The 25,051-nt window shown below is 46.5% G+C and carries 29 protein-coding genes and 1 tRNA gene; 6 read left to right on the top strand and 24 right to left on the bottom strand.

Annotated elements, in window-relative coordinates; all coding sequences use genetic code 11:
* Positions 1 to 68 precede the first annotated feature (68 nt).
* On the top strand, positions 69 to 641 hold the full coding sequence (locus J6600_RS04700; RefSeq protein ID WP_104843205.1) for a hypothetical protein: 573 nt from the start codon (positions 69 to 71) through the stop codon (positions 639 to 641).
* Between the two features lie 98 nt (positions 642 to 739).
* On the opposite strand, the gene J6600_RS04695 is transcribed toward J6600_RS04700, so the two are convergent.
* The gene (locus tag J6600_RS04695; RefSeq protein ID WP_014417276.1) at positions 740 to 2,131 is read right to left on the bottom strand and encodes an L-cystine transporter; all 1,392 of its coding nucleotides are present in this window, start codon (positions 2,129 to 2,131) and stop codon (positions 740 to 742) included.
* Positions 2,132 to 2,282: 151 nt separating this feature from the next.
* Here J6600_RS04695 and J6600_RS04690 point away from each other — a divergent pair, with 151 nt between their 5' ends.
* Positions 2,283 to 3,362, top strand: coding sequence for a GGDEF domain-containing protein (locus tag J6600_RS04690; RefSeq protein WP_038461312.1), 1,080 nt, complete (start codon positions 2,283 to 2,285; stop codon positions 3,360 to 3,362).
* Between the two features lie 16 nt (positions 3,363 to 3,378).
* Here J6600_RS04690 and J6600_RS04685 read toward each other — a convergent pair whose 3' ends face one another.
* Positions 3,379 to 4,209 carry a MetQ/NlpA family ABC transporter substrate-binding protein gene (locus tag J6600_RS04685; protein WP_209388042.1) on the bottom strand — a complete coding sequence of 277 codons (831 nt, stop codon included), beginning with the start codon at positions 4,207 to 4,209 and terminating at the stop codon, positions 3,379 to 3,381.
* A 382-nt stretch (positions 4,210 to 4,591) separates the two neighbouring features.
* On the opposite strand from J6600_RS04685, the gene cspB reads away from it, so the two are divergent.
* Positions 4,592 to 4,792, top strand: a complete 201-nt coding sequence (gene cspB, locus J6600_RS04680) for a cold shock-like protein CspB (protein WP_003155376.1) — start codon at positions 4,592 to 4,594, stop codon at positions 4,790 to 4,792.
* A 90-nt stretch (positions 4,793 to 4,882) separates the two neighbouring features.
* Here cspB and J6600_RS04675 read toward each other — a convergent pair whose 3' ends face one another.
* The 18 genes from J6600_RS04675 to queG all read right to left on the bottom strand — a co-directional run bounded on the left by J6600_RS04675 (position 4,883) and on the right by queG (position 21,131).
* Positions 4,883 to 5,830: an ABC transporter permease gene (locus J6600_RS04675; protein ID WP_014417273.1), complete on the bottom strand. Its 948-nt coding sequence runs from the start codon at positions 5,828 to 5,830 to the stop codon at positions 4,883 to 4,885.
* Positions 5,823 to 6,740 carry an ABC transporter ATP-binding protein gene (locus tag J6600_RS04670; protein ID WP_012117151.1) on the bottom strand — a complete coding sequence of 306 codons (918 nt, stop codon included), beginning with the start codon at positions 6,738 to 6,740 and terminating at the stop codon, positions 5,823 to 5,825. The genes J6600_RS04675 and J6600_RS04670 overlap by 8 nt, the downstream gene beginning before the upstream one ends.
* Positions 6,741 to 7,457 carry an ATP-binding cassette domain-containing protein gene (locus tag J6600_RS04665; RefSeq protein ID WP_209388041.1) on the bottom strand — a complete coding sequence of 239 codons (717 nt, stop codon included), beginning with the start codon at positions 7,455 to 7,457 and terminating at the stop codon, positions 6,741 to 6,743.
* Positions 7,447 to 7,824: a GntR family transcriptional regulator gene (locus J6600_RS04660; protein ID WP_025650314.1), complete on the bottom strand. Its 378-nt coding sequence runs from the start codon at positions 7,822 to 7,824 to the stop codon at positions 7,447 to 7,449. Before J6600_RS04660 ends, J6600_RS04665 begins: the two co-directional genes overlap by 11 nt.
* A gap of 2 nt (positions 7,825 to 7,826) precedes the next feature.
* Positions 7,827 to 8,594 carry a hypothetical protein gene (locus J6600_RS04655; RefSeq protein ID WP_209388040.1) on the bottom strand — a complete coding sequence of 256 codons (768 nt, stop codon included), beginning with the start codon at positions 8,592 to 8,594 and terminating at the stop codon, positions 7,827 to 7,829.
* A gap of 118 nt (positions 8,595 to 8,712) precedes the next feature.
* On the bottom strand, positions 8,713 to 9,084 hold the full coding sequence (locus J6600_RS04650; RefSeq protein WP_014417269.1) for a hypothetical protein: 372 nt from the start codon (positions 9,082 to 9,084) through the stop codon (positions 8,713 to 8,715).
* Between the two features lie 12 nt (positions 9,085 to 9,096).
* Entirely contained in the window at positions 9,097 to 9,630 is a 534-nt protein-coding gene (locus J6600_RS04645; protein WP_003155386.1) for an NAD(P)H-dependent oxidoreductase, read from the bottom strand.
* A gap of 24 nt (positions 9,631 to 9,654) precedes the next feature.
* Entirely contained in the window at positions 9,655 to 11,250 is a 1,596-nt protein-coding gene (locus tag J6600_RS04640) for an MFS transporter (protein ID WP_003155387.1), read from the bottom strand.
* Between the two features lie 40 nt (positions 11,251 to 11,290).
* Positions 11,291 to 11,956 carry an HlyD family secretion protein gene (locus J6600_RS04635; RefSeq protein ID WP_007610259.1) on the bottom strand — a complete coding sequence of 222 codons (666 nt, stop codon included), beginning with the start codon at positions 11,954 to 11,956 and terminating at the stop codon, positions 11,291 to 11,293.
* A 36-nt stretch (positions 11,957 to 11,992) separates the two neighbouring features.
* Positions 11,993 to 12,457: a MarR family transcriptional regulator gene (locus J6600_RS04630; protein WP_003155389.1), complete on the bottom strand. Its 465-nt coding sequence runs from the start codon at positions 12,455 to 12,457 to the stop codon at positions 11,993 to 11,995.
* A gap of 186 nt (positions 12,458 to 12,643) precedes the next feature.
* On the bottom strand, positions 12,644 to 13,822 hold the full coding sequence (yhbH, locus tag J6600_RS04625; protein ID WP_017417325.1) for a sporulation protein YhbH: 1,179 nt from the start codon (positions 13,820 to 13,822) through the stop codon (positions 12,644 to 12,646).
* Positions 13,823 to 14,012: 190 nt separating this feature from the next.
* Positions 14,013 to 15,908 carry a serine/threonine protein kinase PrkA gene (gene prkA / locus J6600_RS04620; RefSeq protein WP_003155391.1) on the bottom strand — a complete coding sequence of 632 codons (1,896 nt, stop codon included), beginning with the start codon at positions 15,906 to 15,908 and terminating at the stop codon, positions 14,013 to 14,015.
* 358 nt (positions 15,909 to 16,266) lie between these two features.
* Complete coding sequence (locus tag J6600_RS04615; RefSeq protein ID WP_031378424.1) at positions 16,267 to 16,977, bottom strand: hypothetical protein; 711 nt, start codon at positions 16,975 to 16,977, stop codon at positions 16,267 to 16,269.
* A gap of 11 nt (positions 16,978 to 16,988) precedes the next feature.
* Positions 16,989 to 17,702: a polymer-forming cytoskeletal protein gene (locus J6600_RS04610; protein ID WP_017417324.1), complete on the bottom strand. Its 714-nt coding sequence runs from the start codon at positions 17,700 to 17,702 to the stop codon at positions 16,989 to 16,991.
* The gene (locus J6600_RS04605) at positions 17,693 to 18,325 is read right to left on the bottom strand and encodes a YhbD family protein (protein WP_176464764.1); all 633 of its coding nucleotides are present in this window, start codon (positions 18,323 to 18,325) and stop codon (positions 17,693 to 17,695) included. The genes J6600_RS04610 and J6600_RS04605 overlap by 10 nt, the downstream gene beginning before the upstream one ends.
* Before the next feature lie 138 nt (positions 18,326 to 18,463).
* A complete protein-coding gene (gene trmL / locus J6600_RS04600; protein WP_007610253.1) occupies positions 18,464 to 18,946 on the bottom strand; it encodes a tRNA (uridine(34)/cytosine(34)/5-carboxymethylaminomethyluridine(34)-2'-O)-methyltransferase TrmL in 483 nt (160 codons plus the stop codon).
* A gap of 36 nt (positions 18,947 to 18,982) precedes the next feature.
* Positions 18,983 to 19,894 carry an amidase domain-containing protein gene (locus J6600_RS04595; protein WP_209388039.1) on the bottom strand — a complete coding sequence of 304 codons (912 nt, stop codon included), beginning with the start codon at positions 19,892 to 19,894 and terminating at the stop codon, positions 18,983 to 18,985.
* Between the two features lie 76 nt (positions 19,895 to 19,970).
* Entirely contained in the window at positions 19,971 to 21,131 is a 1,161-nt protein-coding gene (gene queG, locus J6600_RS04590; protein ID WP_209388038.1) for a tRNA epoxyqueuosine(34) reductase QueG, read from the bottom strand.
* A gap of 84 nt (positions 21,132 to 21,215) precedes the next feature.
* Here queG and J6600_RS04585 point away from each other — a divergent pair, with 84 nt between their 5' ends.
* Positions 21,216 to 21,839, top strand: a complete 624-nt coding sequence (locus tag J6600_RS04585; protein ID WP_209388037.1) for a hypothetical protein — start codon at positions 21,216 to 21,218, stop codon at positions 21,837 to 21,839.
* Positions 21,840 to 21,929: 90 nt separating this feature from the next.
* Here J6600_RS04585 and J6600_RS04580 read toward each other — a convergent pair.
* Positions 21,930 to 22,003 (bottom strand) — tRNA-Gly (locus J6600_RS04580).
* A 190-nt stretch (positions 22,004 to 22,193) separates the two neighbouring features.
* Here J6600_RS04580 and J6600_RS04575 point away from each other — a divergent pair.
* Together J6600_RS04575 and J6600_RS04570 are read left to right on the top strand one after the other, a co-directional pair.
* Positions 22,194 to 22,397 (top strand): helix-turn-helix transcriptional regulator, encoded by a 204-nt coding sequence (locus J6600_RS04575; RefSeq protein WP_003155407.1) that lies wholly within the window; start codon positions 22,194 to 22,196, stop codon positions 22,395 to 22,397.
* Complete coding sequence (locus J6600_RS04570; RefSeq protein ID WP_017417317.1) at positions 22,394 to 22,861, top strand: hypothetical protein; 468 nt, start codon at positions 22,394 to 22,396, stop codon at positions 22,859 to 22,861. Before J6600_RS04575 ends, J6600_RS04570 begins: the two co-directional genes overlap by 4 nt.
* A 20-nt stretch (positions 22,862 to 22,881) precedes the next feature.
* Here J6600_RS04570 and rpsN read toward each other — a convergent pair whose 3' ends face one another.
* From rpsN to ssuD, 3 genes are all read right to left on the bottom strand, one after another.
* Positions 22,882 to 23,151 (bottom strand): 30S ribosomal protein S14, encoded by a 270-nt coding sequence (gene rpsN, locus J6600_RS04565; protein ID WP_209388036.1) that lies wholly within the window; start codon positions 23,149 to 23,151, stop codon positions 22,882 to 22,884.
* Between the two features lie 91 nt (positions 23,152 to 23,242).
* Positions 23,243 to 23,884 (bottom strand): sulfur oxidation protein, encoded by a 642-nt coding sequence (locus J6600_RS04560; protein ID WP_209388035.1) that lies wholly within the window; start codon positions 23,882 to 23,884, stop codon positions 23,243 to 23,245.
* Positions 23,885 to 23,892: 8 nt separating this feature from the next.
* The gene (gene ssuD / locus J6600_RS04555; protein WP_209388034.1) at positions 23,893 to 25,029 is read right to left on the bottom strand and encodes an FMNH2-dependent alkanesulfonate monooxygenase; all 1,137 of its coding nucleotides are present in this window, start codon (positions 25,027 to 25,029) and stop codon (positions 23,893 to 23,895) included.
* Between the last annotated feature and the right edge of the window lie 22 nt (positions 25,030 to 25,051).

Below are 25,051 nucleotides of genomic sequence, written 5' to 3'. Positions count from 1 at the left end.
CGGTTTGGATAAATATCAGAAGGAAAGGGAAAGGTAAGCGTAATCAATTGAATGAGGAGGGATTTAACTTGTTCAGAAAAAAAAGCGGCGTCAGCCCGACAGCGCTGCTGATCGGATCATCGATTCTGATTGCAGCTTTATCACCCGAAATCCGCCGGAAAATCTCCGGAATGGTTTCAGGCAGTATGCAGCATAAAGATGGCACACATTCCATGCAGCCTGCTGACCTGATTCAACAGGCGTTCGGCGGGGAATCCGGCGGACAGCAGCACACGGACAAAGCCCGGCATTCACAAAACGGCTCCACGCAGCCTGCCGAGCTGATCAAACAGGCGTTCGGCGGGGAATCCGGCGGACAGCAGCACACGGACAAAGCCCGGCATTCACAAAACGGCTCATTGCAGCCTGCCGAGCTGATCAAACAGGCATTCGGCGGGGATTCCGGCGGAAGGCAGCATGAGCAGACTTCCCGCAATCACTCCGGCTCATCCCATACGGACGGACAGGCAGACCGCAGTAAAGAAACTTCGCCGAAGCCTCACTATACCGAGCCGATTCACTTCGAAGAAAGCGCGGTAAATGTTTTAAATGACAGCACCGTGATGAATATGCTGGAAGAAATTGAACCCGGAAATCATTAGAAACGAAAAAATCCTTCATTCGTTCAACGATGAAGGATTTTTCGTTTTAGCGCTCTATCTATTATTTTTCTATAAGAGAATGAACTATCGATCTGCTGTTAAGCTTCTTCAGCTTCAATGACGATTGAGGAATCATTGTACACCGCGGTATCGGTTTCCTTCGTCATTTTACTTGTTAACAGCCCTGCGGTCATACTGCCGCTGACATTTAAGGCGGTGCGCCCCATGTCAATTAACGGCTCAATTGAAATGAGCAGCCCGGCAAGCGCGACAGGCATGTTCAAAGCGGATAGGACGAGCAGAGCCGCAAATGTCGCGCCGCCTCCCACGCCTGCTACACCGAATGAACTGATTGCCACGATGGCGATGACGGAAATGATAAATCCCGGTTCAAACGGGTTTTGCCCCACTGTCGGCGCAATCATCATCGCGAGCATCGCCGGGTAAATGCCGGCACAGCCGTTTTGACCGATCGATAAGCCGAATGAACCGGCGAAGTTCGCAATTCCTTCCGGGACGCCCATGCTTTTTTGCGTTTTAATATTAAGCGGCAAAGCCCCTGCGCTTGAACGGGACGTAAACGCAAACACCATGACAGGAAATGCTTTTTTCACGTATGTGATCGGATTTAAACCGCTGAACGTAATCAGCAGCAAGTGAATGATAAACATGACGATAAGCGCGGCGTATGAAGCGATCACAAACATCCCCAGTTTCGCAATGCTGTCGATGTCGCTTGTCGCGATCGTCTTTGTCATAATCGCCAATACCCCGTAAGGCGTCAGTCTTAAAATTAATGTCACGACGCGCATAATAATCGCGTATACCGCATCGACAATTCCGCTGAAAGTCGCAGCGTGCTCCGGCTGCTTCCGTTTCACGCCCAGAAAAGCGATGCCGAGGAAAGCGGCGAAAATAACGACTCCGATGGTGGAAGTCGGTCTGGCCCCCGTGAAATCAAGAAACGGATTTCCCGGCAGAAGCTCAACGATTTGCTGAGGCAGCGTTTTGGCCGTCATATCCTCAGATTTTTGCTGCAGCTCCTGGCCTCTTGATAACTCGGTGCTTCCCTGGTCGATATGAACGGCTTTCAGATCAAAGGAAAGCGCCGAAACAATTCCGACTGCCGCAGCAATTGCTGTTGTAGCGATCAAAATCCCGATGATCAGTCCGCTGATTTTCCCGATGTTATGGGTCAGTTTCAGCTTCGTAAATGCGCCGAGAATAGAAATAAAGACTAGCGGCATGACGATCATCTGAAGCAATTTGACATAACCGCCGCCGGCAATATTAAACCAATCGGCCGTTTGTGTCACGATATGTGAAGCCGGCCCGTAAATCAATTGCAGTGCAAAACCGAATACAATGCCTAGTCCGAGCGCGGTAAAGACACGTTTAGAAAAGGAAACGTGTTTTTTTTGCATGACAAACAGACCTGCTATAAGCAAAAGCATAATAAAAACATGTAAGACTATAAATAAATTCTCCAAAACAGGTAAACACTCCCTTGCTCATTATCCTTTAACACTATATTATATGAATTCCGATCGGTCAAGTAAGAATTGACAAAATATGTATTTTTATAGACTTTTCTCTTTTCTTTCCACCCTTTCTCTAGTAACTTATATAAGGGTGATTGTTATGCTGAAGGAACTGTTTCTTAATTTGACAATTTTAATTACATTTAATTATCTGTTCACCCTTCTTTTTAAAGAGTCGCTTTCGTATAAAGAAGACCGTCTGATGTTTCAATTACTGAAGGGGACGGTCTGCGGGCTTTTAGGGGTTTTTCTGATTGCTTTCGGCTTTTCTTACTCCGATTCCATCATTGATCTCAGAAATATCCCCATTATCATCGCCGCTCTTTACGGAGGCTGGGTGTCTACGGCAGCCGCCTTTGCGATTATCGTCGCAGGCCGTATCCTGATCAATTTCAATGCCAGCGCCATTTTTTCCATCGCCGCCGTCGGGGTTATTGCGATACTTTCTGCGGCCGTCCTCAGAGGAAAAAAGCCGGATCACAAAATGGCGTTCGTTATGCTGCTTTTTTCAAATGTTATTTTCACCCTGACGCTGCTGTTTCTTATGCCCGAACAGCCTGCCGGGGCCCTCGTTTATTATTGGCTCATTTCCGTCTTGGGCGGAATGCTGTCGCTGTATATTATTAAACACGAAGCCGATGCCCGCCTTTTGTTCAAGCAATACAAGTTTCAAGCGAATTATGATTTTCTGACGGGGATTTTTAATAAGAGAAAATTCGAGGAAGTCTCGCGCGTTCTGTACGATCGGGCGTCTCAATCCCCCTCGTCTCAGCTCGCGCTTATTTATTTGGATATTGATCACTTTAAGCAGATCAATGATCAATACGGCCATTATGAAGGGGATCAAGTGCTGAAGGAACTGGGGGCGCGCCTGAGGTTCTTACTCAGCAGTTCTGATCCGTCAGCCCGCATCGGCGGGGAAGAATTTGCCGTGCTTATGCCCAATTGCACGTATACGAAAGGGCTTCACCTCGCAGAGGAAATCAGGCACACGATTGACGCGAACCCGATTCTGCTTACGAGCGGAGATACAATTCCCGTGACCGTTTCCCTCGGCATCGCGCATTATCCGACAAATACATCGGATCCTCGGACATTGCCCCTGATCGCGGACCGGATGCTGTACAAAGCGAAAACATCAGGGCGCAATCAAGTGTGCAGCACTGAAAAAAAAGAATGATCGCCCGAAGCGGAAATCATTCTTTCTTTTCAGTGAGAAAGCCGCCCCTCAGGAAAACAGGAATCAGGCTGCCCTCATATTCTTTTTCAATAAACGCCGCGGTATCATCTGATTGATACAAAGACAGGAGTTTTTGCATCCGTTCATCATCTTTATCCTCAGCTCTGACGGCGATCAGATGAATATACGCTTCCTTCATTTGCGCCGATCGGATCAGCGCGTCCTTCTCCGCATGAAATCCTGCTCTTTTCGCCTCGCTTTGACTGAGAACTGCTGCGTCAGCATGTTCCGCCGCCTGATATGCGTTCTTTTTTGTTTCCGTTTTTAAGGTCAGATGATTCGGGTTGTCCTTGATCATATCAGTTGAACCCGTGCCGGTGAATCCCTTTTTCAATGTCATCAGTCCGGCCTCCTGCATGAGAAAAAGCGCCCTGCCGAAGGCCGCCGCTTCACCAGGCACGGCAATGACTGCTCCGTCCGGTATATCCTTCAGCCGTTTATGCTGCTTGGAATACACCCCAAGCGATACCGCATATGTCGTTCCTAAAGGAGCCAGCTTCTTTTTCACATAAGGCGGCAAAGATTGAAAATAAGAAACGGATTGAAACGCATTGGCGTCGAGATCCCCGCCGGCAAGTGCCAAATCGGCCTCGGCATAATCCGAAAACGTTACCAAAGAAAGCTGCAATCCTTCCTCACCGGCTTTTTTCGCGACAAACTCCCAGATCGATTGATCAGATTCATTGATTCCGATAGTAATTGTCCGGTTCCCGTCAGGATAATGGCATGAAGTAAGTAACATGATCAAAATGAAAAGAAACAGACTGTTTATAAGCCGCAGGTTCAAGTTGACCTACTCCCTATCTATTTTTATGTACAGAGGCTGCACCATGGTATTCGGGCTCATGATTACATACAATACCGATTAAAAAAAGGGTTGTCAATTGCTTCCTTAAGAGGCTGCAAAGCGGTTTTTATCAGCTGAAAATGGGCTGTTCTAGTCTCAAATCAGATTTCCGTATCAGAGCGTTCCCCTCTTAAAACATGTTATTTCGAAAAAAGTTACATTTAGCAGTTGTTTTTTCTTCGAATTACTGGTAGAGTAAAGGTAATTATTTTTGTTCGAACTATCTTTAAGAAGAAAGTTTTGTAAGAGTTTTCGTCTTGGAAGTTTGTTTTAGAGCAAGAATAGTGAATTTAAGCGTTATGTCGCTTTAGGAGGAAATTTCATGTTAGAAGGTAAAGTAAAATGGTTCAACTCTGAAAAAGGATTCGGATTCATCGAAGTAGAAGGTCAAGACGATGTATTCGTTCACTTCTCTGCTATTCAAGGCGAAGGCTTCAAAACTTTAGAAGAAGGCCAATCTGTTTCTTTCGAAATCGTTGAAGGAAACCGCGGACCACAAGCTGCTAACGTAACAAAAGCATAAATTGTTTAAAAAACCTGCCGGTGTACGCCGGCAGGTTTTTTTCATCTAAAACGAAAAGCTGTTTTGCAAAGGCAAAACAGCTTTTTTATATCAGGTGGCAATATCGCGTTTTAAGAAGACGCCGAATGCGAGCGCCAGAAAAATAACGAAGTAAATCACAAGCATCACAACCGAAAATGTCATCGTCATCCCCTCTACTAAAGGAGTCCCGTTCATATATTGCGACAAATCTGTGTTCGCAAATAAAATATATTTGGTCCATTCAAATTTCGCAGCAAGAAATACCGTCGCCGTGTTCCCCATAACCAATAGAAAAATAGAAAATCCGACCGCTAATGAGCTGTTCCGGAATACCGCAGACAGCATAAACGCCATCGTCGCAAGCATAAAAGCGGAGACAGATTCATAGACATATGTTTTAGCGAGGAAAGCGATGATATTTTGCTCAAAAACATGGCCGTCTTTGTATACGAGATGAACATCAGCCGCAGTATCTCCGCCTGTACCGAAAAAGACCAATCCCAACAGAGCGGAGCCGGCAAATAAAATCACAAGCATCAGCAGTCCGAACAGCAGCACCGTCATATATTTAGATAGCAAAATCTGAAAACGGCTGAGCGGACGGATAGCCAGCAGCTTGATCGTCCCCCAGTTGAACTCATTCGCCACGATGCCTGCGGCTATGATAATCGTAAACAGCCCGGTCAAAACAGTCATCATCGAAGAATCAGCTACGTATGACCACACTGTGTACCCTGTATCCTCGGGGATGTTATGATCCATACGGTATTGATTTATCGCGACATTCTGTTTCAGGTTATCAATGAGCGTCTGATTTCCGGTTTCCTTCATCTGCTGTTTCATTTCTTTGTTTTCAGCTTGGAGCTCCTGTTTCCAATTCGGATTGGCTTCGTTCGAGGTGAAATGGTTTGACAGAAGCGCAAAACCGATCATCGAAACGCCTAAAATTACAATCATAGCCCACGTGCCGACGCGGCTGAAAATTTTTATCCATTCATTATAGATCAGCTTAAACATATTGGACCTCCTCTTTCGTCCCGCCGGTAATCTCCAAGAAACGGTCTTCCAAAGATTTTGTCATGATTTTCACTTCATATAAGCGGATGTTTTCACGGACGAGCAGTGATATCACATCAGGCACTTCCTGTTTTGACAGCTTGATCTCAATACCGTTTGTCTTCTTCACACAGTCAAACTGACTCAGAACGGCAAGAGCCTCTTCTCTTTGTTCAATATGGAAGAAGTATGTATCTTTATCCTCTTTTCCTTCATCCCTTACTTTTTGAATATCGACAAGCTCCCCTTTTTGCAGAATGCCGATTCGGTCGCACATTAACTCCATTTCTGACAGCAGATGGCTAGAGACGATGACAGCCATTCCTTTTTCACGTGTCAGCTTTTTCAGATGGTCCCTGATTTCCCTGATGCCCGCGGGATCAAGGCCGTTTGTCGGTTCATCCAGAATCAGCACCTTAGGATTATGCAGCAGGCTTTGGGCGAGGCCGAGACGCTGTCTCATTCCGAGAGAGTAGGTTTTTACTTTGTCATGTATTCTGTCCTGCAACCCGACGAGCTCGATGACCTCATCTATTTTTTCTTTCGTAACGCCTTTTACCATCCTTGCGTACTGCTGTAAATTTTTATAACCGCTCAGGAATTTGTACAGCTCCGGGTTTTCCACGATGGCTCCGACGTGCCTGACCGCTTTTGCATAGTTTTTCGTAATGGATTCCCCGCAGATTACGATGTCTCCCTGAGACAGTTTCATTAATCCGACCATCATTCTGATCGTAGTGGTTTTCCCCGCTCCGTTCGGCCCTAAAAATCCAAACACTTCGCCCGCCCGGACGGAGAAGCTCAGATCATGAATAATCGTTCGTCCTTTTATCGTTTTCTTTACCTGTTGCAGTTCTAATACCGTTTCCAATTAGAATCCCCCTTCTATTTCGTGCGCCTGCATGACGCTTCTGTACCATTGCAGCACGGACATTCCTTCCTGTTCCCGGATTTCTTCGACCTCGCGCCGTTCAGCGATTTTCCCTTTTATGAAAACCATCACTTCGTCTAACAGCGTCTCAATCTCGCCGATCTCATGCGTGGCAATGACGACGATCTGGCTGTCAAAATCAATATAAGATACGAGACTGTTGACAATCGACTCTCTGACCGCCGGATCAAGACCTGAAAACGGCTCATCCAGCAGAATGACGGATGCTTTTCTCGACAGGGCCAAAACGATTTTCAGCCTGCCCCGGCTGCCTTTGGACAGCTCTTTTATCTTCTGCTTCGCTGAAAGATTCATTTCCGTTAATAGGTTATGTGCTTTTTCCAGCTGAAAATCCGGGAATTGCGTATGATAAAATGTGAGCATATCACCGACGGTCGTCCGGGCGGAAAACATATCATGTTCGGTTAAATAAGCCGTACGAAACAGCATGTTCCTGCTTACTGCGCAATCTCCCATCCGGACGGCGCCCGATGTCGGGAACGCAAGCCCGGCAAGCATTTTAAGCGTTGTTGATTTCCCGCTTCCGTTCGGCCCTAAAATTCCGTAGATTTTACCCGGAGACAATGAAAATGATACATCGCTGACCGCGAGCCTGCGGCCGTATTTTTTTGTTACGCGTTCAAAATCAAGATTCATCGTTTGCTTCCTCCGCATATTGTTTGATCCCGTCGAGCATTTCCTCAGGAGATAACCCCAGCTCCGCCATTTCCTGAATAAAGCGTTTGAAAACGTCTTTTGTCAGCCTGTCTTTCAGCTCTGCTTTCAGATCGGATCTTTCCGCTATAAAGGTTCCCTGTCCTCTTCTCGTCTCCACGATCCCCAGCCTTTCCATTTCACTGTACGTTCTTTGTATCGTGTTCGGATTCACTTTCATCTGTACGGCCATCTCCCTTACGGACGGCAGTTTGTCCCCCGGTGAAAGCTCACTTCGGATCAGCCGGTAATATACACGATCGGCAATCTGCAGATAAATCGGCTTGGATGACTGAAATTCATTCTCCATCATTACACCTCAACCTTTCGATTCAGCAGCATAGAGGCCAGCGCAAGACAGAGCGCCGTAAGCACGATCACTGCCAGGAAGCTGAAAAGCGAAATGTGGACGGTTTTCAGCTCCATCGTCCATCCGGTCAATTTTGTATAATGAAAATGAAAATTCGCATACACTTTTACCGGCCATAAATCATGTTGAGATGAAGTGAAAGGCGTAATGATTTTATCGTCAATATAGGTCCAGACAAACGCAAGCACGATGCAGATCACCCAACGGAGGACGGGAACATGTTTTAATGAGTGAAAAACAGTCCAAAATACGGCCACGATCACAGATAAGTACGCTGAACTGATCAGCAGGTAAGCATTCAGTCCAGTTAATGTGCCGGCCAGGGGAATGGTGTGTTCCAGCGCTCCTTTTGCAGAAAGCATCCGGTACATCCAAATGCCGTAACCGGTCAGCGCCAGCTGCCCGATCAACTGATACAGCAGTGAGGCCGTCAGCTTGGAAGCCAGCAGATAAAATCCTCCATTCGGATTGTAAAGCCACAGCTGGTTTTTTCCTTCTTTATGAAGGTGATAGTACATAAAAAGCGGCGCTACAAGAAATTGAAAAAACCCCATTGCCGCAAAAAAGCCGAAAATGACGAGCGGTTCTTTCTGACGGGCAGCGATGACGTGGGCTGCAAACGCCAAGCAAATCATGCCGAAAAGCCACACCGCGAGCCAAATCCATGAAACCTTCGCATCTTTTTTCAGCAAACCTAAAAACGATGTCATTCTTGCTCTCTCCATTCGGATCAAGTGTATGAGTAACATAGTACACTAGATCATCACGTATTACAATATCTTCAATAAAAAAAGACAAATCCGCTCTTACGCAGATTTGCCTTTTCAATTACTTCTTTTTGTTTTTTAAGGAGAGCAGCGCATCACGATAGCTGCTATCCTGCATTTTGCCGCCGCTATCAGGATCGTTTGTTTCCCGATCCGTCTCAGAAGTCTTAAACTTCTGAAGCGCCTGACGGTACACATCATCGCCCATTGTATTCTTTTTCTCACGGGGAGATTCAGATTTCACAACGACGGGAGCATGCTCGGCTGAGCGCTCCTCGGCCGGATCATGCTTTTCCGGCTGTTCGGCTGTAGTGCCGATCGCTTCTCTCTTTTCTTCTTTGACATCCTGTCCTGCAGAAGTGCTGCGGACATTGAATGTGATAAGAAGTGCAATCACAATGACAGCAGCAATAACCGCTATAATAATGGCCATATAACCCTCTCCTTACTGTCGTCCGGCAGTTAGATTACCTGTGACTTGGCTGACACGTCTGCCAAGCGCACGGCCTAATTGAAGGCCTTCTTCCGTCATCAGCACATCGCTGTCAACCGGGCATGTGACGCCTGCGCCGTAGTAAGAGCCGTACAGCGCGTTTTCAGGAACGTTGCCGGGAAGTCCGACAACAATCATGCCTTGGTGAAACATAGGAGTGATCAGATTGTGCATTGTCATTTCTAATCCGCCATGTGTTGTCGCCGTCGTACAGAATACGGCGCCGACTTTATCAATCAGCTCGCCTTCAGCCCACAGATAGCCGAGTCTGTCGATCCACGCTTTTAAGCCTGAACTGATGGTGCCAAAGTGTCCTGGGCATCCCCAGATAATGGCATCCATGTCTTTCAGCTTGCGGATGTCTGCTTGATCGACATGGTCGATCAGGACTTCAGCCTCAGCGTTTTCTCGTGCTCCTTCGGCAATGGCTTCAGCAAGGTGTTTTGTATGTTCGCCTTCACTATCGTACACTACGTAAATTTTCATTCAGGAAACCTCCCATTCAGATGATTAAGATTCCTTCACTTCTTTAGGGGCCGGAAGCAATGACAGCTCCTCTTTTTTCTTCGCCCGCTGTTTGTCTTTCCGTACGTCACGCAAGAACAGGCTCAGGACTACGCCGATAACCGCAAAGATCGTCGCCCACATAAACGCGTCATTAATCCCCATAACGTTGGAATTAAGTGAAGCTGTTTTGTAGAGATATGAATAAACGGTTTGTTTCGCCGCATCAAGCGACATGTTCATGTTGACCATTAAATTCGAAACCGCGCTTTGGAACGACTGCATGAAGCTTGGATCAGCCGTGCTCGTTTTATCCGCAATCTGCGAATAGTGCATTGTCGTACGGTTCGTATAAATCGTTGTGATCAAACTTGTTCCGATTGAACCGCTGATCTGGCGGAGCGTGTTGCTCATCGCCGTGCCGTGGCTGTTCAACCGTGCCGGAAGCTGGTTCATTCCGGCTGTCATAACAGGCATCATTAACAGTGACATACCGAATGCGCGGATGGCATAGACAAGCATAATGTGCGTGTAAGGTGTGTCAATTGTCAATTTTGTGTACTGGAATGTCGTTGCGACCGTGATGACCAGCCCGATAATCGCAAGCGGTCTCGGACCGATTTTGTCAAACAGAATACCGGAAATCGGCGACATGATCAGCATGACAATCGCGCCCGGCAATAGCAAGAGACCCGATTGCAGGGCCGTAAAGCCGACTAAGTTCTGCAGGTAAATCGGAAGCAGGAACATTCCTGTGTAAAGCGCAACGGTAATAATGATGTTAATCACACTGGAAAGTGAGAAAATATCATATTTAAATACCCGGAAGTCGAGCATCGGTTTTTCAGAGCGCAATTGCTGAATGACAAACGCGGCAATCGCGATGACACCGACAATGACGGTAGAAAGCACGATCGGATCTCCCCAGCCGTCGCTGCCCGCTTCACTGACTCCGTAAAGCAATGAGGCAAATCCGACAATGGATAGAATCGCACCCAAGCTGTCGAGTTTGATTTTTTGCGGTTCCACCAAGTTCTTAAAGAGGAAAAACGCTATGATAATAACGATTGCCCCGATCGGAACAAGGCCGTAGAACATAATGCGCCATGTGTAATGCTCGATGATCCAGCCGGAAAGAGTCGGTCCGACCGCCGGAGCAAACATCATCGCAAGACCGAAAATCCCCATTCCTTTCCCCCTGCTTTCAGGCGGGAAGATAAGCAGAATGGTTGTCATGACCAGCGGCTGCAGGATACCGCCGCCGACCGCCTGAATTAACCGGCCGATCAGCATGGTTGAGAAGTTAGGCGCGATTCCGCAGACTAACGTTCCCGCTGTAAAACAGAACATGGCTACGAGAAAGAGGCTTCTCTGTCCGAACCGGGTAATTAAGAACGCAGATAACGGAATCAAAACACCGTTGACCAGCATGTATCCGGTCGTAAGCCACTGAATCGTCGTCGCACTCACACCGAACTCGGTCATTAAGTGCGGCATCGCCACGTTAAGAAGCGTTTGGTTCAAGATCGCCAGGAATAACCCGGCCATAAGCACAATAAGCAATGTTTTAGGACTTTTTACTTGATTATCTGATTTAGCCACCTAAGACAACCTCCCTTCATGGTTTGATGACTGATCTGTATTATTCAGAGATTTTTACAGATGCGTTCATACCAGGAAGCACCTTGTCAGATGGGTTGCTGAGTGAAATTTTAACAGGAACTTTTTGCGTTACTTTTGTGTAGTTGCCGCTTGAGTTTGAAGAAGGCAGCATATCAAATGTTGAATTTGTCGCATAACCGATTTCTTCTACTGTTCCGTCAAATGTTGTATTAGGATCGCCGTCAACAATTACGTCTACTTTGTTTCCTACTTCAATGTCTCTGATGTCTGTTTCTTTAATATTTGCAGTGATGTAAAGGTGTTTCATGTCAATTTCCTGGGCAATTGTCGTACCGGCTTGCACCATTTGGCCGTTTTTCACTTCGTTTTTCACGATTGTTCCATCCATGATGGCTTTTACGTCAGCATTTTGCTGTCCTTTGATTTTTGCAACAACGTCGTTTTTGCTTACTTCTTTCCCCTCATCAAGGTTCCAGTCAGTTACTTTACCCGCAGCAGGAGCTGTGATAGCAGCCATGTCGCCGGCAACTTTTGCTTCATCGGTTTTTACATAGTGTGTGCTTTGATAATAGTAGTAAGCACCTCCGCCTATAATTGCAAGAACAACAATCAAACCGATAATGTTGGTCAGAATTAAACGTCCTCTGTTCATTTTGTTTTCTCCTTTCGTTTCTTCCTCTATCATTTTGTGGAATGATGATAAAAATATGTGGGGATTTTTTTATTTTCCGTTTTTCACTGCACAGCCGTTTGCAAGCTTCGTTAAACTTTCCGCAAGCTTGCGCAGGTACTGCAGTTCAGCGGTATTGAGCTGCCGGTATAAGACCGCCGCTTTTTCGGCATATTGAACAGCAGCTTTCTTTAGAAGTTCTTCCCCCTCTTCGGTTAACTGAATCATAACAACACGCCGGTCGTCGTGATAGTCGCTCCGAACCATTAGGCGGCGCTTATACAGAATATCGGTCATTCTCGTGACAGACGCCGGTTTCAGATCAAGCGACAAAGCCAGCCTTGAAAGCTGCGTGCTTTTGCTCTTATGTATTTTGAACATCAGCAGATACTGCAGTACTGTAATATCAAAAGGTTCAAGAACTGTCTCCAGAATCATTTTCTGCTTTTTGTAAATCGATCTGGAAGTATCAAACAGTTGTTCAAAACTGAGCAAAGCGAGCTCTGATTCAATCACCGTATTTTCACCTCATTCCCTTAATAATAGTTCACAAGATAAAATATTAATAAATGAAAGAAGGTTTGTAAAGAGAAAAGTTTCATTTTTTAAGGATTTTTTTTATGCCGTTTTTTCTCTTTATTTTTAATTTAAAAAAGCCGGGTGAAGAACCGCGGCCCCACGATTCTTCACTCGGCTTTATATTTAATACGATGCTTTGCTTACACCGGCTTCCTCATTTTTAAAAAAGCTTTTCAGCGCTTGAAATACGTCTGATTTCTGTTTCAGGATGTAGTATTTAAATTTATCATCTTTGACATTTTTATAGGCGGACATGAGGGTGGAATGCCTGTTATATTGATTGACCTCCCCGTAACAGAACAGATTCGATTTTTTCATGATGTCATTGACGAGCTTTACGCACCGGGCGTTATCCGAAGTCAGGTTATCTCCGTCTGAAAAATGAAACGGATAGATGTTGTAGCGGGCGGGGTCATATTTTTCATCAATTAATTCAAGAGACTTCCGATAAACGGAGGAACAGATGGTGCCCCCGCTCTCGCCTTTCGAGAAAAAATCTTCTTCCGACACAACCTTCGCTTCCGTATGGTGGGCGATAAATTCGATATCAACCGTTTCATACTTTGTCCGTAAAAATCGTGTCATCCAAAAAAAGAAGCTCCTCGCCATATACTTTTCCCATACGCCCATCGAACCGCTTGTATCCATCATGGCTAAAACGACAGCTTTCGATTCCGGCTTCGTCACATCATTCCATGTTTTGTATTTCAGATCTTCCGGATAAATAGGGTAAAACGACGGCTTGCCTGTCATGGCGTTTCGTTTATAGGCCGACAGCATCGTCCTTTTCTTATCGATATTCCCTGTCAGCCCGGTTTTCCGGATATCATTGAACTCGATATCGGTATGGACGATATTGTCCCTTTCCTTTTGCTGCAGATTCGGCAGTTCTAATTCCTGAAACAGCGCTTCTTCCAGATCCATCAATGAAACTTCCGCTTCATAATAATCCTCGCCTGCCTGATCGCCGGCTCCCTGGCCTTTTCCGGCACCCTGCTTTTTATCTGCGCCGTCTCTTGCGACGACATCGCCGACTTCGCTGTCGCCGTCGCCTTGGCCGACATGTTTATTTTTATCATAGTTATAACGGATTTTATATTCATCAAGCGAACGAATCGGGATTTTCACGACATCTTTTCCGTTGGACATAATAATGCTTTCCTCAGTGACAAGGTCCGGAAGGTTGTTTTTTATCGCTTCCTGTACTTTCTTTTGGTGGCGCTGCTGGTCGTCAAAGCCTTTGCGATGGAGGGACCAGTCTTCCTCTGAAATCAAAAAATTTCCGCTGTCATTACGGGACATGAATTCCCCTCCTTAACCGTTATGGTCGTTTTACATGTGTATTCCGGCTTGGTCTTGTTTATGAAACAAGTCCGGCGAAAAGATTTATTTTTATCTTATGCCGGCCGGACTCTCCAATTGACAAACAATTGCGAAAAACAGACAAAAGAACCCGTCCTTTTACAGACGGGCCTCTCAATGAAATCAAACATCAGCGGTTTAACAAGCTTCCGACATACTTCAGCAGTTCATTAGCGCTAGTCGAATTATAGCCGTGTTCATCTATTAACCTTGCCACTACCTCATTGACCTTTTTAAGCTGCTGCTCATCCGGCGTTTTGGTGGAGGTCGTAATTTTCACCACATCTTTTAAGTCTGCGAACAGCTTTTTCTGAATCGCTTCGCGGAGTCTTTCGTGCGAATTATAGTCAAAGCGTTTTCCTTTTCTTGCATATGCGGATATGCGGATTAAGATTTCTTCGCGGAACGCTTTTTTCGCGTTTTCTGAAATGCCGATCTGCTCTTCAATGGATCTCATCAGTTTTTCGTCAGGATTCATTTCTTCTCCCGTCAGCGGGTCGCGGAGCTTATTTTTATTGCAGTACGCTTCCACATTATCTAAATAATTGTCCATGAGAGTTTTCGCGGATTCTTCATATGAATAGACGAACGCCTTCTGCACTTCCTTTTTGGCGATGTCATCGTACTCTTTTCTGGCGGCGGAAATAAAATTCATATACCGCTCTTTGTCCTCGGCGGAGATGGACGGATGCTGGTCGAGTCCTTCTTTTAAGGAACGCAGCACATCAAGCGAATTGATCGATTCCATATTTTTTCTGATAATCGTTGAGGAAATGCGGTTGATGACATAACGCGGGTCAATTCCGCTCATTCCTTCATCATGGAATTCCTTCTTCATATCCTCAAGATCAACGGAATTGTAACCTTCAACGCTTTCTCCGTCATAGAGCCTCATTTTTTTGACGAGATCAATATCAGAGCGGTTCGGTTCCTTCAGCCTGGTCAAAATAGAAAACATCGCGGCCACTTTTAATGTATGGGGGGCGATGTGTACGTCAGAAACATCACTTTCAGAAATCATTTTTTCATAAATCCGTTCTTCCTCTGACACCTTTAAATTATAAGGAACAGGCATCACGATGATCCTGGAGTGAAGGGCTTCATTTTTCTTATTGGCAATAAACGAGCGGTACTCCGTTTCGTTCGTATGCGCAACAACCAATTCGTCGGCTGAGATGAGCGCAAACCGTCCGGCTTTGAAATTGCCTTCCTGCGTGAGTGACAGAAGGTGCCACAGAAATTTTTCATCGCATTTCAGCATTTCCTGAAACTCCATCATTCCGCGGTTCGCTTTATTTAATTCACCGTCAAACCGATAAGCGCGCGGATCTGATTCCGAGCCGTATTCGGCAATCGTTGAAAAATCAATACTCCCCGTCAAGTCGGCGATATCCTGTGATTTCGGGTCAGACGGGCTGAAGGTTCCGATTCCGGTACGTTTATCCTCCGAGAAGAATATACGTTCAACCTTTACATCCTCAATTCTGCCGCCGTATTCTTCTTCAAGCCGCATGACATTAAGCGGAGAAAGGCTGCCCTCAATTCTGATGCCGTATTCTCTGTAGAAGTCGTCGCGCAGATGATGGGGAATGAGATGGAGAGGATCTTCATGCATCGGGCAGCCTTTAATGGCGTAAACAGCGCCGTTGTCTGTCAATGAGTAGGCTTCAAGCCCTTTTTTCAGCATGGTGACAAGAGTTGACTTTCCGCCGCTGACGGGTCCCATCAATAGTAAAATCCGTTTTCTTACATCGAGCCGCTTGGCAGCCGGGTGAAAGTATTCCTCCACGAGCCGTTCCAGAGATTCCTCAAGGCCGAACAGCTCCCGCGAGAAAAAGCTGTATGTCTTTTTACCGTCATCCTCCTCGATTCCGCTGTCTTTTATCATATTAAAAACGCGAGAATGAGCAGACTGCGCGACCAATGGATTTTCTTTTATGATCTCCAAATAATCAGCGAACGTCCCTTCCCATTTGAGACGCTGCTCTTCCTCTCTGTACTTTTCAATTTTCTTTAATATATCCATAAGAACCTCCTCTATCATGGTTAATGCACTAGAAATAAGGTACTTTGTTACAATCTATGCGGTGACGTGATAATACATGCTTTTCGTTTCTTAAAAATAAAGACGTTATAAGGCCGTCATTGACAAGGGTCCGTTGCACCGTTCATAATGAAAGAAATACAGTTTCATCCAGACTCGGACATCAAATGGAAAAGCAAAGAGGAGGAGAAATGATGAAAACGATCATTTTACTTGGGGTCATTCTCACTTTTTTAGTATCCATTTTTACGGCGGGTTACGACAGCAAACCTGAAAACAAATAACGGCAAAAGGGTGCTCTTCATAAAGAGCACCCTTTCCTGTACAACATAACAATGTTTCATATTTGAATATGTTCTTGGACAGTCGATTTTTCATGAGATTTGCAGCTGGTTTGATACTCGATTTTTCCGATTTTGCAGCCCGGGCCGATTTCCACATGCTTTCCTCTGACGATGTCCGCTTCCGTGTATTCGAGGTAAATTGCGTCTCCTTCGATCAATTCAGCAGAAAGCGTGCCGGCTTTCCGTTTAAGAAAACCGGGTTTCCGTCTGACGGTGATCGATGTGCCGCCGATTTCTTTCACGCGGCTTCGGTCATAACGCAAATGAATGTTTACGTCCCCCGCGTTTAACAATCCCGCCACATTGATACATCCTGTTACATGAAGCAGCTCCGTCTCGCAATCGCCGCCGACTGTGAGGCTGCCTTTTATATGACACTGCTCTCCCGCGGCCCCGCCGCCAATTTCAGCAAGTCCTTTCAGCCTCATCGTGGCGAAACGCATGGAGCCGCCGACTTTCAATGTGCCCATCACATTTGCTGAACGTGCTGATAAATCTCCTGCAACTTCATGCTCTCCGAAAATTTTCAGCCTGTTGATCTCGGCATCTCCGAGAAAAAGTCCCGTACCGAATATCCGGCAGCGTTCGCTTTGAAGCCCTTCGCCGACAGTTCCTTCCCCTTTAATGCTTACATTTTGGTAGGAGCCGCCGGAGGCGTGTCCGGCTCCGTACATTTTTAAATGACTCAATTTTTTTGTCGTTTCCATCGCAGTTCCTCCTATCGTTTCACGACTTTGTTAACCAAAGCGGAAGGATCACATGTAAAATCGCCGCTGTATTCCACAGTCCCAATGGTGCAGCCTGCGCCGATCCGCACATGATTTCCGCGGACTGTCTTCGCGTTCGTGTCCGCCAATTCAATGATGTCGCCTTCAATCAGCTCCGCTGTCAGCACCGGGGCCGGCATCAGCTTAAAACGCGTAAGCACGCTCTTTCTGCTCATCACTTTCAAATGGCGGCAGCCGATCTCTTTCACATGGCTTTCTCCCGCCGCCAGCTTAATACTGACTTCATCGGCATTCAGCAGGCCGCCGATCTTGCATTTGCCTTCCGAACGGAACGTCTCTGTCTCGCAATCGCCTTCAATCCCGGCTTTCCCGGATATGAAAATATCATCAGCTTTCACACCGCCGCCGAAAGATGAAAATCCCGCGACGTTCAGCCGCTCCGTTTTGACATCACCTTTAATGACACCCGTTCCGTTGATACGGATGGATTCAGCTTCGGCACTGCCGGAAATTTTCCCCGAACCGCTGATCGTCAGCGTTTGCGTCTTGACATGTCCGTCTGTTTTTCCGCTGCCGTTAAACAAAAAGCTCGCGCACTCCACATCACCTGACACCGTGCCGCTTCCGTTGATCTCCACTGTATGAAAACGGCCTCCTTTTGAACTTCCTGAACCGTTGATGATTAATTTATCTGTTACTTCCATTGATGGTCCTCCTGCATCCATTTCGTTTTTAATTCTTCCGATGCCGCAGCAAGCGCCACCCGTTCAACCACTTTGACAGTCGGTTCAAATAAAATATGTTCCGCGTCTGCGATGAAGCACGTCGTTACGCCTAGCTTTCGGAGTATGACAAGCTCCGTATTCGCTTTCAGCTCGGAAGCCTCATACGTTTTCAGCACCCCTGCCGCCAATTTTCCTTCCTCAAGGCTGATATTGCCCGATCGCAAAAGCCCTTCAAGCACATATAAAGACAGCAGCGCGCGGGACGTGAATGTCACGCCGTCTTCGCCATAAACTTGCAGCGCGGCCTTTGAAATCAGCCCCTTTTGAAGCAGCTCCGCAGACGTTATATTGACATCAGTCATTTGCGGAGACAGCATTTCTCTCATTTCATCCAGAGACAGATTTTCTTTCATTTTCTGTATTTTTGAGATACGTTTTAATATTTCCGCTCTCGGAAAAAATGTTTCCTGGCCTGTAAATGTTGATTTTCGGATAAACCATTCTTCAGGAATTAAATTTTTCCGTTTCCAGCGGTACAGCTGCCCGTATGAAATTGATGTTTCTTCCAGCAATTCTTTTTTAGAAATCAGTTGTTCCTCCATGAATCCAGCTCCTTCGATGAATGTATTGTAACATAACACTGTTACGTTGTTAAGCCTGGAATTATAAAAATGCCGTGAACCGCTGCTGTCCGTCTTTTTTATTCAATAAAAAAACGCCCGGATGCGGGCGTTTTTTTCTCACGTCAAATCTCTGTAATTTTGCTGGCGCAGCGCTTCATATACAAGAATCGCGGCCGTGTTGGACAGGTTTAGCGATCTCACATGCTCGGTCATCGGCAGACGCAGGCAGCGGTCCATATTGTTTTCGATCAATTCTTTCGGAAGTCCGCTCGTTTCTCTGCCGAATACGAAGAAAAAGTCTTCCTCCGTATTTGAGTAATCAAATGATGTGTGCGGCTTTTGGCCGAATTTTGTAATGAAGAAAAACTTTCCGTTCTCATATGCCTCAAATAACTCTTCCAATGAATCATGATATACGACGTTGACGAACTCCCAATAATCGAGTCCGGCGCGCTTCAGCATTTTATCATCGGTTGAGAATCCGAGCGGGCGGATCAAATGAAGCGTTGTGTCTGTTGCCGCACAAGTACGTGCGATATTTCCCGTATTGGCCGGGATTTCGGGTTGATATAAAACGACATGTAATGCCACGATGTTCACCTCTGTTTTTTATTCCGCCCACCATTATATCATTAATTACTCTTTTGTCGTATCATCCGTAATATGAAAAAACGCATATCTGATGGAAGGAGTATACGCCGTTGAATCCTCATATGACCAATATCTCATTCTGCTGTCATACGTTTGGGCATTGACAAGCGGCATATTGCTTTTATCTTTCGCGACCACGATCGCCGTATGATTAAAACGGCCGTCTCCTTCAAAATCATAGCAAATAATATCTCCGGGCATCAGTTCGTCAGCTCTTGATACTTGCACCGCGCGAAGCCCTGCCTTGGATTGGGCCAGATACATCTTCATCGAATGCGCGACCGTCCAGCTGTAGCTCCACGAGCTTGCCTTCATCCACCAGCCTGAGCCTCTGTTCGGATGCCCCCGCATCGGTGCTTTTCCGGCATGTAAACATTGGGAAATAAAATTGGTGCAGTTGTCGCTGAAATTTTTATAAGCGGGATTTCGTTTATTCCAAAACTTCTCCGCGTACTGCACGGCAGCCAGACGGTCATATTGAAACGCCCGCCCGAAATCCTCCCGTTCACTCCGCTCATATTCAATTACGCTGTTTCCGTCAGAAAATCCCGCCGGTTTTTTCTTTACTTCCCGGTCTTTAATCAAAAGCTGATCATAGAGAAATGCAATCCGTTCCTCAATCTGCTCTTCTAAGTAAAGGTGTCCGTCATGCTCCTTGCACAAATATTCGAAATGAATCGTGTACATGACGCATAACGTGCCGTCGTCCTCAAGGCTGCTTTTGACAATGATTGCTTTTGCCTTCGCTTTCACGATGTCAACTTTCCGTTTTTCAAACAGTTCTTTTTTTCTCGTCAGGACCTCAAGATCGCCAGCCTGCCCATTCTGCCTCATCTCGGTTCCGTTGATTAAATAATGAAGCCGGGCCTCCGCTAAATCTTCAATAATATGCTTCAAGCGCTCCACCCACCATACTGTTTTATAAAGAAAAAACACTTGAACTCCGGCCAAGTGCTTTTTCTCTATACATATGTCAGGACCGGCCGGTTTTAGTCTTATCAGAAACCGATAACAGCTCCAGTCCCTTTTCAATTTCCCGTACGGCTTCCTCATCCTGCTCCTTTTGAAGCGCTTTTTCTAATTCCCCCGCATAATCAGGGTCACCGATTTTCCCGATGGCCCAGGCGGCCGTCCCTCTGATGACGGGGCGCGGATCTTGGTGCATCAAGGCCGTTAATTCCGGAAGAGACGAGGCATCTTTAAAATGAGCCAAAGCTAAAATCGCATTCCGCTGTATCGGCTTCTTGCCGCGCCATGATCCCGATACATGTCCGAATTTTTCTTTGAATTCGCGATTGCTTATGGTCAAAAGCGGCTTTAACAGCGGCTTTGCGATTTCCGGATCAGGCTCCATCTGCGGATGAAGATGAAAATCTTTCCCCTTATTAATCGGACAGACCGTCTGGCACGTGTCACAGCCATACAGACGGTTTCCGATTTTCGTGCGGAACTCATCCGGCAAAAATCCCTTTGTCTGGGTCAGGAACGAAATACAGCGCTGGGCGTTAAGCTGTCCGGGATTGACGAGCGCGCCAGTCGGACACGCGTCTAAACATTTTGTGCACGTACCGCACATATCTTCAATCGGCACATCCGGTTCAAAGGGCAGATTGGTGATCATTTCAGCCAGATAGACGTAAGAGCCGTATTCAGGCGTGGTGATCATGCAGTTTTTGGCGCTGAAGCCGATTCCCGCCCGTTCAGCCACGGCCCTGTCGGACAATTCCCCTGTATCCACCATTGACTTCGTGCGGATATCCTCATGTTTGCTTTGGAGAAAATTCTCCAGCAGATCAAGCTTTTCGCGCAGCACGTCATGATAATCCTTCCCCCAGGAAGCTCTGCAAAAAATGCCGCGCCGCCCGTCCCTCGTGCTCCTCGGCGCATCTTTCATTTTGGAAGGATAAGCAAGGGCGATGGCGACGATTGATTTGGCTTTCGGCAGAAGCAAAGACGGAGTGACCCGTTTTTCAATATCCGGCTCTTCAAAACCGGATAAATAGCCGAGTGATTCCTGAAGAATCAGCCGGTCCCGCAGACTGTCGAACGTATCAGCCGTCGTAAACCCGATTTTGTCAACTCCGATGCTTTTGGCGTATTCGATTAACTCCTCTTTCAGTTTATGAATATTCATTTTTTGCACAGCCTCCTTTCTTTGTGATCAGGCTCCCGCACAGGTATAATAGAGTTTTATCATCCCGAAATGGAGTGAACACACTTGAACATCAGTTTAGATCCACTTATTGCTGAACGGGTGCCGGGGATCAAAGCGGCAGCCGTCTTATATGAACAGATCGAAGTCGGGCCTGCTCCGCAAATGCTGAAAGGCCGCCTCCGTTTATTTCAAGAATCTCTTTACTTTGATTATGCTGACGGCGGTATAGAAGAGCAGCCTTTTGTACAAGAATGGGCGCGTTTGATGGAACAGCTCAGTCCCGCCTTTTCAGGACAAAAAACGCCGATGGAGCTTATGCTCGGCGATATTTCCCGGGAACGATTCATTGAAAGTGTGAATTCAGCCCATGATACCATACTTTTTTTCTCCTTGAAATATTCATTGCCCATCATGGCGTATGACGCCGCAGAAATAGATGAACCAATTTCAATTACGATCGGAGAAAAAGAAAGTGTACTGTCCTTTTCCGGCCCGGCCGGCGTTTTCGGCGACTTCACCGGACATATCAATACCCGACCGGTCACGCCCGGCACAAAGAAAATGCTGCAGCTGATCTTTTTCCCGCCTTCATTTCATGCCGACGCGGCGGATGAGCTGCTATCATCCTTAACCAAAATGTTTGAACAAATTCACGGAGGCACGCATACCGTCTCTTGGCTTTCATAAAAAGACACGCCTTTCGTGTCTTTTTTCACATAAAAAAACGCAATACTTCGTTTATCAGAGAAACGAAACACTGCGTTAATAACGTATGTATGGAGCGGGTGATGAGAATCGAACTCACGACATCAGCTTGGAAGGCTGAGGTTTTACCACTAAACTACACCCGCATCAAAATTCTTTTTTGTCAGTACCGCTTTGACGTTTCTAATATTACATGTTTATTTTTTTTTCGTCAAGGGAATGTTAAAAAATTTGTCGAAAAAAATTCTTTTTTTGTCCACATGTTAAGTTGGGTTTACATTTTGTTAAGAATCTCATACAATATGAAAAAGAAGAAAACTTGAGGTATGCGTGATGATGAAAAATAAAGTAAAAGAGCTGAGAGCCAGATTCGGCTATTCTCAGGAAACGCTCGGAAAAGAAGCCGGAGCCACCAGACAGACGATTGCAGCGATTGAAAAAGGAGATTATGTGCCTTCACTTTTATTGGCGCTTAACATCTGCCGGGCTTTCTCCCTGCCGATGGAGGAAGTTTTCTGGCTGGAGGAGGAGAAAAAATGAGTTTGAAAAGAAAAGCGTGTTTTCACCTTGCACTCTACGGATTGGCCTGCTGGACGCTTATTTCCTTTATGGAAGCGGCGCCGCGGATCGCTCAGTTTTTCCAGACGGAGGGGAGCGGTTCATTCGAGCTGAATATCACTCCGTTTCTGCTGTTTACCGTTTGTGCCGTATTGTATATCTATGCCGAAAAGAAAAAACGAAACGGCAAAAAGCACAGGCTTGTGCCCGATGAATTTGAGGAACAGGATGAAAGAGAACGAATGATGACGGCTAAAGCTTGCCGTTCCTCGTATATCGCCGTTTACTTCTCATTGCCGGCCGCAGCCGTTCTGCTTTTGTTTTATCCGCTGATTCAGCCGCATCTTCCCTTTTTTCCGATTCTTTTAATTTTCATTCTGATGATGATTCAGCATTTGGCTTATGTTTTCACTTTTCATAAGCACGGCAAAAACTCCGGTTCATGACAGATCCGGAGTTTTTTACATTACCAGCTCGCTTTTTTCACCCCGGGAATCCGGCCTTTATGGGCCAGCTCCCTGAATGCGATTCTGGACAGTTTAAATTTTCTCATATATCCGCGGGGCCGCCCCGTCACCGTACAGCGGTTATGAAGCCTGGCCGGAGCAGAATCACGCGGCAGTTTGCTCAGCACTTCCCAGTCTCCTTTTGCCTTTAATTCTTTTCGGATGTCCGCATATTGTTCAACAAGCTTCTGCCGCTTGAGCTCTTTGATCACTTTTGATTTTTTTGCCATTTCAGCACTCCTCACAAATCGTAATTGTTACGTTTTGTATCATATCATCCATATGAGTATCGTGCAAGCTAAGCGCTTAAAAAGGCGGGTATCACCCGCCCTGCTTGTTCACCTTCACATAATAGAGCAATGCGTCAGAATGGCTGATCAGCATCTTTTTATCCCGTGACATATTGACGGGCTCCCCTGAATTCTTCACACTCGCACCGATCAATACAGGTTTCCCATAAGTCACTGGCTCGGCAGAGGAGATAAACACGGACGCTCTGTCATCTCCCTGATACCGGGTAAAAACAGCGTCTGCCGAGACTTTCCCGCTGTCATCGACGATACCGAAACGAACCTTGACTTTTTCCTTTTTCCCTTTGTCTTCTCGGTCTGTGTAAAAGATGAATTGCAATGCTTTTGGTTTATTTACATCGCCGCCGTAATCTGATTCAAGCGGCCCTGCCTTATCCGCCAGTTTTCCGTTTTGATAATGCTCAATATACATCTGTGCGGCCGCCAAGTCTTTTGTGACACCGGTTACTACTGCCGCTCCGCTTTCTGAAGAGGCAATTTCCATTCTGTATTTCTCTGTCTTTGATAAATCAGCTTCTTTTATCTGTATGCCGTTGGAATGTCCGCATGCCGTTAATCCTGCCAGCAGACAGCATGCTGCCGTCCATTTGAATACCTTCAGAAAAAACAGCCCCTTTTTGATGATTGTATCATTATTGAAAAAAAGAGGCATTTATTTATTCAGACTGTCGCTTTATTTCCTCTTGCAAAATGGTCGTTGCCCATTGCTTCACCCAGTCTGCGCTCAAGCTTTTTAGTCCGTTCATTCTGAAACGGCAGAAGCGGAAACACGAGTTCAGCCAGATAATAAGCTTCTTCCAGATGCGGATAGCCTGAAAAGATAAACGACTCAATGCCGAGTGCCTGATACTCTAAAATTCGAGCAGCGACAGTCTGCGGATCACCGACAAGCGCCGTGCCCGCTCCGCCTCTGACCAGTCCGATGCCAGCCCAGAGATTCGGACTGATCTCAAGCTTCGAGCGGTCACCGTTATGGAGATCGGCCATCCGTTTTTGTCCCGAAGAATCAGCGCGCCGGAGCGCAGCCTGCGCTTTCGCAATCGTCTCTTCGTCTAAATGGCTGATTAATCGTTCAGCCGCTTCCCATGCCTCTTCCTCAGTCTCCCGGACAATCACGTGAAGTCTGATGCCAAAACGCATTGTCCTTCCTTCCTTGGCAGCCTGTTTTTTAACGGTTTCAATCTTTTCTTTTACCTGCTCCGGCGGCTCTCCCCATGTTAAATAGACATCTGTATGTTTCGCCGCAGCCTCAATTCCCGCCTGTGATGAACCGCCGAAATATAATGGCGGATGCGGAGACTGTTTTGGCGCAAACAGCAGATTGCTGTTTTCCACTTTGATATGGTCCCCTTCATATGTCACCGTTTCGCCCCGCATGAGTCCGCGCCAGACGGTTAAAAATTCTTCAGTCGCCTTATAACGTTCATCGTGGCTGATAAACATGCCGTCTCCCGCCAGTTCATAAGGATCTCCGCCCGCTACGACATTTACGAGCAAACGGCCGTCTGACAGCCGGTCCATTGTCGACGCCATTCTCGCGGCGACAGACGGCTGCATCAGTCCCGGACGGACCGCCACTAAAAATTTCAAGTCACTCGTTTCCCCCGCTAAAGCGGCTGCCGTCAGCCACGGGTCTTCACATGATCTCCCCGTCGGCAGCAGAACCCCCGTATACCCGAGTCTGTCCGCCGCCTGTGCCACTTGCTTAAAATAAAGATGATCCGCCGTTCTCCCTCCCGTTTGCGTCCCTAAATACCGGCCGTCACCATGCGTCGGAATAAACCAAAGAATCTCCATATGAATCTCTCCTTTTTTAATA

The sequence above is a fragment of the Bacillus sp. LJBV19 genome (assembly GCF_017797845.1).
Lineage (GTDB): Bacteria > Bacillota > Bacilli > Bacillales > Bacillaceae > Bacillus > Bacillus velezensis.
This window is presented reverse-complemented; position numbering and strand designations above follow the sequence as displayed.

Excerpts from the sequence above, each read along its gene's own strand:
- J6600_RS04665 (WP_209388041.1), bottom strand. The coding sequence starts at position 7,457 with ATGAATCTTGATTTTGAACGCGTAACAAAAAAATACGGCCGCAGGCTC.
- J6600_RS04615 (WP_031378424.1), bottom strand. The coding sequence starts at position 16,977 with ATGGAAACGACAAAAAAATTGAGTCATTTAAAAATGTACGGAGCCGGA.
- J6600_RS04570 (WP_017417317.1), top strand. The coding sequence starts at position 22,394 with ATGAGTTTGAAAAGAAAAGCGTGTTTTCACCTTGCACTCTACGGATTG.
- J6600_RS04660 (WP_025650314.1), bottom strand. The coding sequence starts at position 7,824 with ATGGAGAATGAATTTCAGTCATCCAAGCCGATTTATCTGCAGATTGCC.
- prkA (WP_003155391.1), bottom strand. The coding sequence starts at position 15,908 with ATGGATATATTAAAGAAAATTGAAAAGTACAGAGAGGAAGAGCAGCGT.
- J6600_RS04605 (WP_176464764.1), bottom strand. The coding sequence starts at position 18,325 with ATGGAGGAACAACTGATTTCTAAAAAAGAATTGCTGGAAGAAACATCA.
- J6600_RS04690 (WP_038461312.1), top strand. The coding sequence starts at position 2,283 with ATGCTGAAGGAACTGTTTCTTAATTTGACAATTTTAATTACATTTAAT.
- J6600_RS04610 (WP_017417324.1), bottom strand. The coding sequence starts at position 17,702 with ATGGAAGTAACAGATAAATTAATCATCAACGGTTCAGGAAGTTCAAAA.
- J6600_RS04645 (WP_003155386.1), bottom strand. The coding sequence starts at position 9,630 with ATGAAAATTTACGTAGTGTACGATAGTGAAGGCGAACATACAAAACAC.
- J6600_RS04650 (WP_014417269.1), bottom strand. The coding sequence starts at position 9,084 with ATGGCCATTATTATAGCGGTTATTGCTGCTGTCATTGTGATTGCACTT.
- J6600_RS04575 (WP_003155407.1), top strand. The coding sequence starts at position 22,194 with ATGAAAAATAAAGTAAAAGAGCTGAGAGCCAGATTCGGCTATTCTCAG.
- queG (WP_209388038.1), bottom strand. The coding sequence starts at position 21,131 with ATGAATATTCATAAACTGAAAGAGGAGTTAATCGAATACGCCAAAAGC.
- yhbH (WP_017417325.1), bottom strand. The coding sequence starts at position 13,822 with ATGTCCCGTAATGACAGCGGAAATTTTTTGATTTCAGAGGAAGACTGG.
- rpsN (WP_209388036.1), bottom strand. The coding sequence starts at position 23,151 with ATGGCAAAAAAATCAAAAGTGATCAAAGAGCTCAAGCGGCAGAAGCTT.
- J6600_RS04560 (WP_209388035.1), bottom strand. The coding sequence starts at position 23,884 with ATGCCTCTTTTTTTCAATAATGATACAATCATCAAAAAGGGGCTGTTT.
- ssuD (WP_209388034.1), bottom strand. The coding sequence starts at position 25,029 with ATGGAGATTCTTTGGTTTATTCCGACGCATGGTGACGGCCGGTATTTA.
- cspB (WP_003155376.1), top strand. The coding sequence starts at position 4,592 with ATGTTAGAAGGTAAAGTAAAATGGTTCAACTCTGAAAAAGGATTCGGA.
- J6600_RS04635 (WP_007610259.1), bottom strand. The coding sequence starts at position 11,956 with ATGATAGAGGAAGAAACGAAAGGAGAAAACAAAATGAACAGAGGACGT.
- J6600_RS04655 (WP_209388040.1), bottom strand. The coding sequence starts at position 8,594 with ATGACATCGTTTTTAGGTTTGCTGAAAAAAGATGCGAAGGTTTCATGG.
- J6600_RS04675 (WP_014417273.1), bottom strand. The coding sequence starts at position 5,830 with ATGTTTAAGCTGATCTATAATGAATGGATAAAAATTTTCAGCCGCGTC.